This window comes from Paracoccus aestuariivivens (assembly GCF_009711225.1).
GTDB classification, from domain to species: Bacteria; Pseudomonadota; Alphaproteobacteria; order Rhodobacterales; family Rhodobacteraceae; genus Paracoccus; species Paracoccus aestuariivivens.
Genome location: NZ_WMIE01000045.1, coordinates 1 through 6,526, shown reverse-complemented (window position 1 = coordinate 6,526; position 6,526 = coordinate 1). Strand labels below are relative to the sequence as shown.

Annotated in this window: 4 protein-coding genes and 3 pseudogenes; 2 read left to right on the top strand and 5 right to left on the bottom strand. The window is 57.4% G+C overall.

The window, feature by feature from the left end:
• Nucleotides 1-242 precede the first annotated feature (242 nt).
• From GL286_RS21820 to GL286_RS21800, 5 genes and pseudogenes are all read right to left on the bottom strand, one after another.
• A pseudogene (locus tag GL286_RS21820) lies at nt 243-604 on the bottom strand (IS66 family transposase); the annotation flags it as partial.
• A gap of 59 nt (nt 605-663) precedes the next feature.
• Nucleotides 664-1,688 (bottom strand): IS3 family transposase gene (locus GL286_RS21815; protein ID WP_425496109.1). Its coding sequence is split into 2 segments (ribosomal slippage): nt 664-1,422 and nt 1,425-1,688, totalling 1,023 coding nucleotides; the frame shifts between segments, so codons are not numbered across the junction.
• 317 nt (nt 1,689-2,005) lie between these two features.
• Nucleotides 2,006-3,328, bottom strand: a complete 1,323-nt coding sequence (locus GL286_RS21810; RefSeq protein ID WP_155097669.1) for a DEAD/DEAH box helicase — start codon at nt 3,326-3,328, stop codon at nt 2,006-2,008.
• Nucleotides 3,318-5,147, bottom strand: coding sequence for a glycosyltransferase (locus tag GL286_RS21805; RefSeq protein WP_155097668.1), 1,830 nt, complete (start codon nt 5,145-5,147; stop codon nt 3,318-3,320). Before GL286_RS21805 ends, GL286_RS21810 begins: the two co-directional genes overlap by 11 nt.
• A gap of 141 nt (nt 5,148-5,288) precedes the next feature.
• Entirely contained in the window at nt 5,289-5,690 is a 402-nt protein-coding gene (locus GL286_RS21800; RefSeq protein WP_425496110.1) for an ISAs1 family transposase, read from the bottom strand.
• On the opposite strand from GL286_RS21800, the pseudogene GL286_RS21795 reads away from it, so the two are divergent.
• Nucleotides 5,679-5,831, top strand: a pseudogene (locus tag GL286_RS21795) (IS3 family transposase); the annotation flags it as partial. The gene GL286_RS21800 and the pseudogene GL286_RS21795 sit on opposite strands and share 12 nt — an antisense overlap.
• Nucleotides 5,832-6,120: 289 nt before the next feature.
• Nucleotides 6,121-6,526: pseudogene (locus tag GL286_RS21790) on the top strand (hypothetical protein); the annotation flags it as partial.

Sequence of the window (6,526 nt, the reverse complement as noted above, 5' to 3'; positions counted from 1 at the left end):
CGGCAGCATCTTCGTCAGAACCGCTGCCTTTCGTTCCGGTGAGTAACCCAAGTCGTCGTCCTATCCCGCCCGCCAAATCTATCATTTCAGATCGAGAACGGGTGACAACTCTCCTGACATCGGGGGGAAGCGGCCGGACAAACATTGCGCAGCGAGATACTCCCAGCAGCAGTAGAAATGCGGGACGAAGGTGCCGTTTGCAGGTGCAGCATTGACGTTGGCGTCTACTGCACCTGGATAGTTCAGCTGGGCGGAAAGCGGACTGACGGCGATGCAGCATGGCAGTTGCGGCAATCGGCGTAAGCCGACGTTGGCCATCGGTTCGGAATGCGTTCCAAGGTCTGTGTCAGCCACCCTGTGTGGTCTGGTGTTCATACTTTAGGTCTGCAAAAGTGTGGCGTGTTGGCCCGTGTGTGGCTGCGGCGGTCCCATCCGGCGAAGGACTGTACTTGCGCGGGATAGTCTGGGGCCTGATGGCGCGCTCGACGAAGTTGAATTCGAGCACGATCAGGCCGTCGGACAGGAAGCGATCGAAGAACTCGCGCCGAGCAATGGCGTAGCAGATGGCCTCGGCCAGCTTCGACTTGCCCGAGATGTGTGACAGAAATGGTCCCGTTGATCTGAACAGGTGGCGAGCGTTTTCTAAGTGGATTTCCGCCTTTGTCATGCCGCCGCGTCTTGGCGCGCCGGCTGGTTGAAATAGGCCTGATCTGGCGTTCGACCGTCAAGCGATGAATGTGGGCGTCGGCTGTTATAAAAGGCCAGATATCGGGCGATGCCCGCCCGGGCTTCCGGCACGTTGGCATAGGCCCGCAGGTAAACCTCTTCGTATTTTATGCTGCGCCAGAGCCGCTCAACGAAGACGTTGTCGCGCCAGGCTCCCTTGCCATCCATGCTGATCTGGATCTTGCGGCTCGCCAGGACCTTGATGAAATCGATCGAAGTGAACTGGCTGCCTTGGTCCGTGTTGAATATCTCCGGCTGGCCGTATCGCGCCAATGCTTCTTCGAGCGCCTCAATGCAAAAATCCGCATCCAGCGAGATCGATATCCGCCAGGACAGCACCCGCCTGGAGAACCAATCGACCACCGCGGCCAGGTAGATGAAGCCACGGGCCATCGGAATGTAGGTGATGTCCATGGCCCAGACCTGATTGGGTCGGGTGATCGGCAGCTTCCGCAGCAGATAGGGGTAGATCTTGTGCCCCGGCGCTGGTTTCGAGGTGTTCGGCTTGCGATACAGCGCGGCGATCCCCATCCGTTTCATCCGCTTGAGATCCGCGTCGCTGACCGGGCGCGGCTGGTAATAGACGGCACCCCGGCTGATCCCGAGGATCCTTGCCTGTTTGCTGATGCTCAGCTTTGCTCCCGCATTAATCATTTTCTTGCGCTCGGCAACAGTCCCGCCTTGCCGAGCGCGACCGACAAAAAATCATTTTCCAATGTCAGTTCGCCGATCTTTGCATGCAGCGTTTTCACGTCGACCACCGGCTCTGCTGCGGGCTTCGCTGCCTCGCCGAAGACGCCGGTCGCACCTTCGAGCAGCTGATCCCGCCATTGCTTGATCTGGTTGGGATGGATGTCGAATTCCTGCGAAAGCTCGATCATCGTCTTTTCACCTTTGATCGCCGCGATCGCGACTTTTGCCTTGAACACCGGGCTGTGGTTCCGGCGCGGTCGTCTTGTCATGGTCTTTCCCTCGCTGGCAGCATCATGCTGCGTTCGCGCGGAAAATCCACTTATGCCCGTTGTTCAGTTTTCCGGGACCGCCTCTGACGGAGTCTGTTGCCCGAGTGTGAACAGCTCAGCAACGTTGGACCTGGAGATGGCCTGCCGCGCGGGCCACCGGGTCCCAGGCGCGCATCCGTCTTGGCGTTCGCACTCAGGCCACCGATCTCGACCCACTAATTGCTGTCTACGTTTGAATGGTGTGCCGGGGTTCGCAATCCACTTGAATGTCATGGGTTATGGAGGTGCCGATCGAACGCCGATCGGCACGCCTTTCCTCATAGGTTCCAGACATCTATCCGATCGAAATTCCGCATGAAATCGATGACCTGGAGGCTCTGTCGGTGATTTGGTCTCCTTGGGATGAAGGCAAGGCGCTCCGGAGACCTGAGACGGGTCAAAACGATCACGTAGTCCAATTCGGCCCAATCGAAATCCACCGCAACTACGTTGGTCATCAGCAGGAGGGTTCCCGGTAAATCCAGTGCAACTCGCACCAAACTCTCATCAGCGTTTGCTGAACTGTAGTGCACTATCCTTCGGGCAGGAAAGTTCATACGCTCCTGGAGCGTGCGCGAAATTTCTCGCAGGCTGTTAGTATTAGGGCAGACTACGCCCAGGGTGGCGGCCGTGGGTATCTTGCTCACCACCTCGAGCACCTCTGACACAATCTGCTCCATCTCCTCCTTTTCAGCATTCTCGACTCTGTATGGCAGTCTGTGATTGTGGATCTCGGAGCGCTCCAGCAATTCCTCTTCTACGGCTTGTTGGTAGGAAACGCGGAAGATGATTTCGCCTTCGTCGATACGTTCCGTCATCCCTGGAGTACTGAAACTGACGATCTGAAGGCTTGGGGAATTCAACTGAATATCGCGCAGAACACGCGCAGGTAATGCTCCATCGAGAATGAAGATGTGGCTGACCCCATTCAAAGTGTGAATGAAGTGAGATTTTCTTGCGGCACCGGGGTCCCGGGGCGAACTTGCCACGATCAACCTTGCATTGGTTGGAGTCTTTGTCGAACTAGACACTGCATCCGGACCGAAGGTGTCAGAGAAACGATGTCGCATTCGCTCGACACCAACCTGTGTGGGCACGCAAACCAGCGCGACGTCGACCATGTCGCGGCGGTCTAGTTCCGACAGTAATGCCTCGAGTAACTTCTCTCGGCCGGCGCCAGCCGGAACTGAGACCAACGGGCGCGGAACCCCCTGTTCGAGTGCCGCGACGATGTTCGAGACTGCCTCACGTTGAAACGGAAGCAGATCAAAATCCCTAGTCGCGTACAGGCCAACGCGAGCTGATCGACGTTCTGATTGCGGCCTCGGCCATACCGTACCTTCGTCCCGGTTATACGCGAAGATCGCCCCTTTGAGCTTCGCTCTATCGAAGCGGCAGCCGCTGATATCAGCATAGGAGAAGTCGTAGCCGTCGAGGTTGCTGTGGCCGAAGTCCACGTCCCGAATGTCGGCTCCCCTAAGGTCGACCGAAGGGTCCAATCCTGCCACACCGACAAGAACGGAAAAATCGGCACCATCGTATGACATAATGTCTACTAGAACGCGTTTCTGTTCATCGTTTAAATCAAAACTATTGGCCATCTATGTTTGCCTCGCTCAGAAGGATTTGGCCGCTCTTCTCCTTTACGATGCAGTTCTGAAGGAAGATCTCCATCACTTTTTCGGTGGCCTTCTCGGGGCTCTTTTTCCCGGGCGGAGACCTAAACAAGCAACCTATGTCCTCACGCGCCACGGTTAGCTCCAACGTCGCCCCCGAGGACGTGTTCTCCGGCGCTTGAACGCGGCAGAGTGTTTCATCACCTAGCACCTTTCCGTTAAGCGCATTCCTGCCGAGTGGGTCGCTGATCGCCCACACTCCGCCGGCAAGCGGCTGTATGCCGTTCAGTGGCTTAGTTGGATCGCCCAAGCGGTCCCCCCGGATGGTACCGCCACGTGGGACAACCTGAAGGCGAACTTGTTTCAGGAAGATCTCGGCGCTGAGATCGAGCACCTGCAGTGGCGCTGTTCCAAATCGGAGTTCTGCAAGGATCTCGAAATCGATTGCCTTGCGACCTTGTCCCGTCGTCACCTGAAGCTCAGCGCATTCAATGTAATGGTTCGCCTCAGAATACTTGAAGGCATTCCCGCCAATAGATTGATCGGGGTTGTTGGTAATCGCGGTCCTATTTGGAGCGACTGCTACATTCTCTGCATCCAGATGCTTGTAGAACTGATCCGCAGTGTTTTCCCAACTGCATCCATGCTCGGCAATCAGATGCTTCTTCAACGAGGCAGCGTCCTTCTTCGCCCTCCCGAGATTCTGTGCGATTTTCACAATCGCGTCGGCCATCCTCTCTTTGTCGTCGGGATGGAGGTCGCCGCCATTCAGATCTATTCCGGTAACACACCCAGTCCCGACCCCGCCCAAAGTCCTGTCGATGAACTTGAAGAGGCCGGTTTCCCGGCCTAGGACAAGGGGGACCTCGCAACCTATGGCCTCCCAACCTGAAAGTCCAAAGCCCTCGCGGAAGGAGGGCATGATGGCGAGATTTGACTGAACTAGCTGATCTACGATGGCCTCGGGATCCTTATCGAACTCGCCCGGTACGACGTTCACATGTCGCCCTGCCTCGTTGATGGCGAGGGCCTCTAGCTCACCAGCATCGATCCTAGCCTTCTCGACGCCGATAATCGACATGGATGCAGCTTTTAAAGCATCGATTCGATCATCACCTTTTTTAACAGCCAAACCTAATGCAGATGCGGCCAGTCGGCTCTGCTTAAGTGGTTCTGAATTGGTCTCGAAACGCCCGGATGAGAAGGCCCTCAAAACTTTTTCTCCAGACACGTTCTTGTTGAACGATCGCGGGAAGCCAGGAACAAGAATGCCTGCCTTGCGGTCGCTCAGCGATAGCCGTGTGGCTGACTCCGCCAATTCGCTACCAACACCAAAGAGCACTACGCCTTTTGTGGAGAAGAGTTTTGTCTGAAGCTTGTGGTTTTCTGTCGTCCTCTCGCCTTTTCCAGGAACGAGATTCTGGTAGTCATGGTAGTCCATGTGATGGACGATCGCCACGCGTCCGCCGTGTTCTGCAGCGGATATGGCCGCTCGCCCGGTCACCGCGTCATGTCCTACCCAAAGGCCCACGGGATCGGCTACACCGTGGTTTCTGAGCCAGGTCACGATCTCGCCCCCGCATGTGTCAAGCGGTCGTCCATTATCGTCACCCTTAATGGGCACGAGAGTCACGCCGTCTTTTTCAGCCTCACGACTCACTTCATGGGACCAACCGGTGACTGCGCAGGCGATCTTGTAAGTCGGGCGACCTACCTTGGCCAATCCTATGGCAAGGGGCTGATTGAATGCATTGATACCTCCCTCGGCCGGGCCCCATTCTGTGGCGATCAAGACTATGAGCACGTACGGTTCCTATTTGAGGTTATTCCAGCCCGACATTCCACAAATGTCCTAGAAAAGAAATGTTTTTTAACTCAGAATCGGGCTCGAACTCCACACATGTATCGTCCTCCGACGGGAGGGGTCAGGGCAATCGCGTTTAGCTCAGTCGGCTGCCGGCCCCGTGAGAATGCTCCAAAGAAAGGCTTCGTCCCAGCCTGCTCTCTGAAGCTTCATGGAGAGCGAGCCCTTCGATGTGTCGCGGCGAACGACTTCCAGCGCGCGGCGGCGGAGGATGGCGATGTTGGCCGGGCCGTTGTCCTTGCGGTTGCGCGCCGCGTCCTCGCGGAACGATACGTCGAGCTGCCAGTGCAATGCATTCTCGATCGCCCAGTGGGCGCGAACGATGGCCAGCAGGACTTCGGGCGCGGGGAGCCAGGACAGCGCGAAGATCCGGGTATCGGAGCTGGTCTTGCCGTAGATCTCGCGCGTCGCCTCGCCAAACCCTTCGCCGGAATGACCATGGCCCTGCGAGTCTCCTTCCGGCCGTGACCGCTGGACTACCAGACCCCCGCTAACTATGCGCGGACCCTGGCCACCGCAATCGCCCGCCCCGCTCCGCGAGATGAAAGCTCCGCGCGTCGGGCGATTGCTCACCCTGCACCGATCGGCGTAAACACAAACCGGGCTCCGGTTGCGGCTGGATGAAAGACCCGTGGCAGGTCAAATGCAACGCTATTCTTTGAGCGATGTGGGCTTCGGCCTGTTCCCCCTTGGCGACCTCCGCATCCACCGTGGCGACGATTCTTAGGATTACATCTGTGAACCCAAGCACGCCATTGAAGCTCAAAGAAACTGGGTCACCATTATTAAACATGGCGTAATCGCGGAGCGAGTCGTTCCGGCCTTCTGGACAGATGAACGAGCGGCTGCCCGCGCTACGATGGGAAGGGGTTCGGGAAGAGCTCCTGACCAAGGCAACAGGCGGAGAACAACCATGGTGCAGCATGTCGGGCTGGACGTGTCTTTGAAGGAAACTGCAGTTTCCATCCGGGAGGACGGCTCCAGGATCTGGCGGGGAAAATGCGCTTCCGATCCCGGAAGCGTCGCGGAAATCATCCGAAGGCACGCTCCGCGGGCGGAACGGGTCGTCTTCGAGAGCGGCTCGCTCGCGACGTGGTTCTACCACGCCCTGACCGCGGAAGGCGTTCCCGCCATCTGCATCGAGGCGCGCCATGCGCAGAAGATATTGAACGAAACGCTGAACAAGACGGATGCCCCCGATGTCAGGAGAGTTGTCACCCGTTCTCGATCTGAAATGATAGATTTGGCGGGCGGGATAGGACGACGACTTGGGTTACTCACCGGAACGAAAGGCAGCGGTTCTGACGAAGATGCTGCCG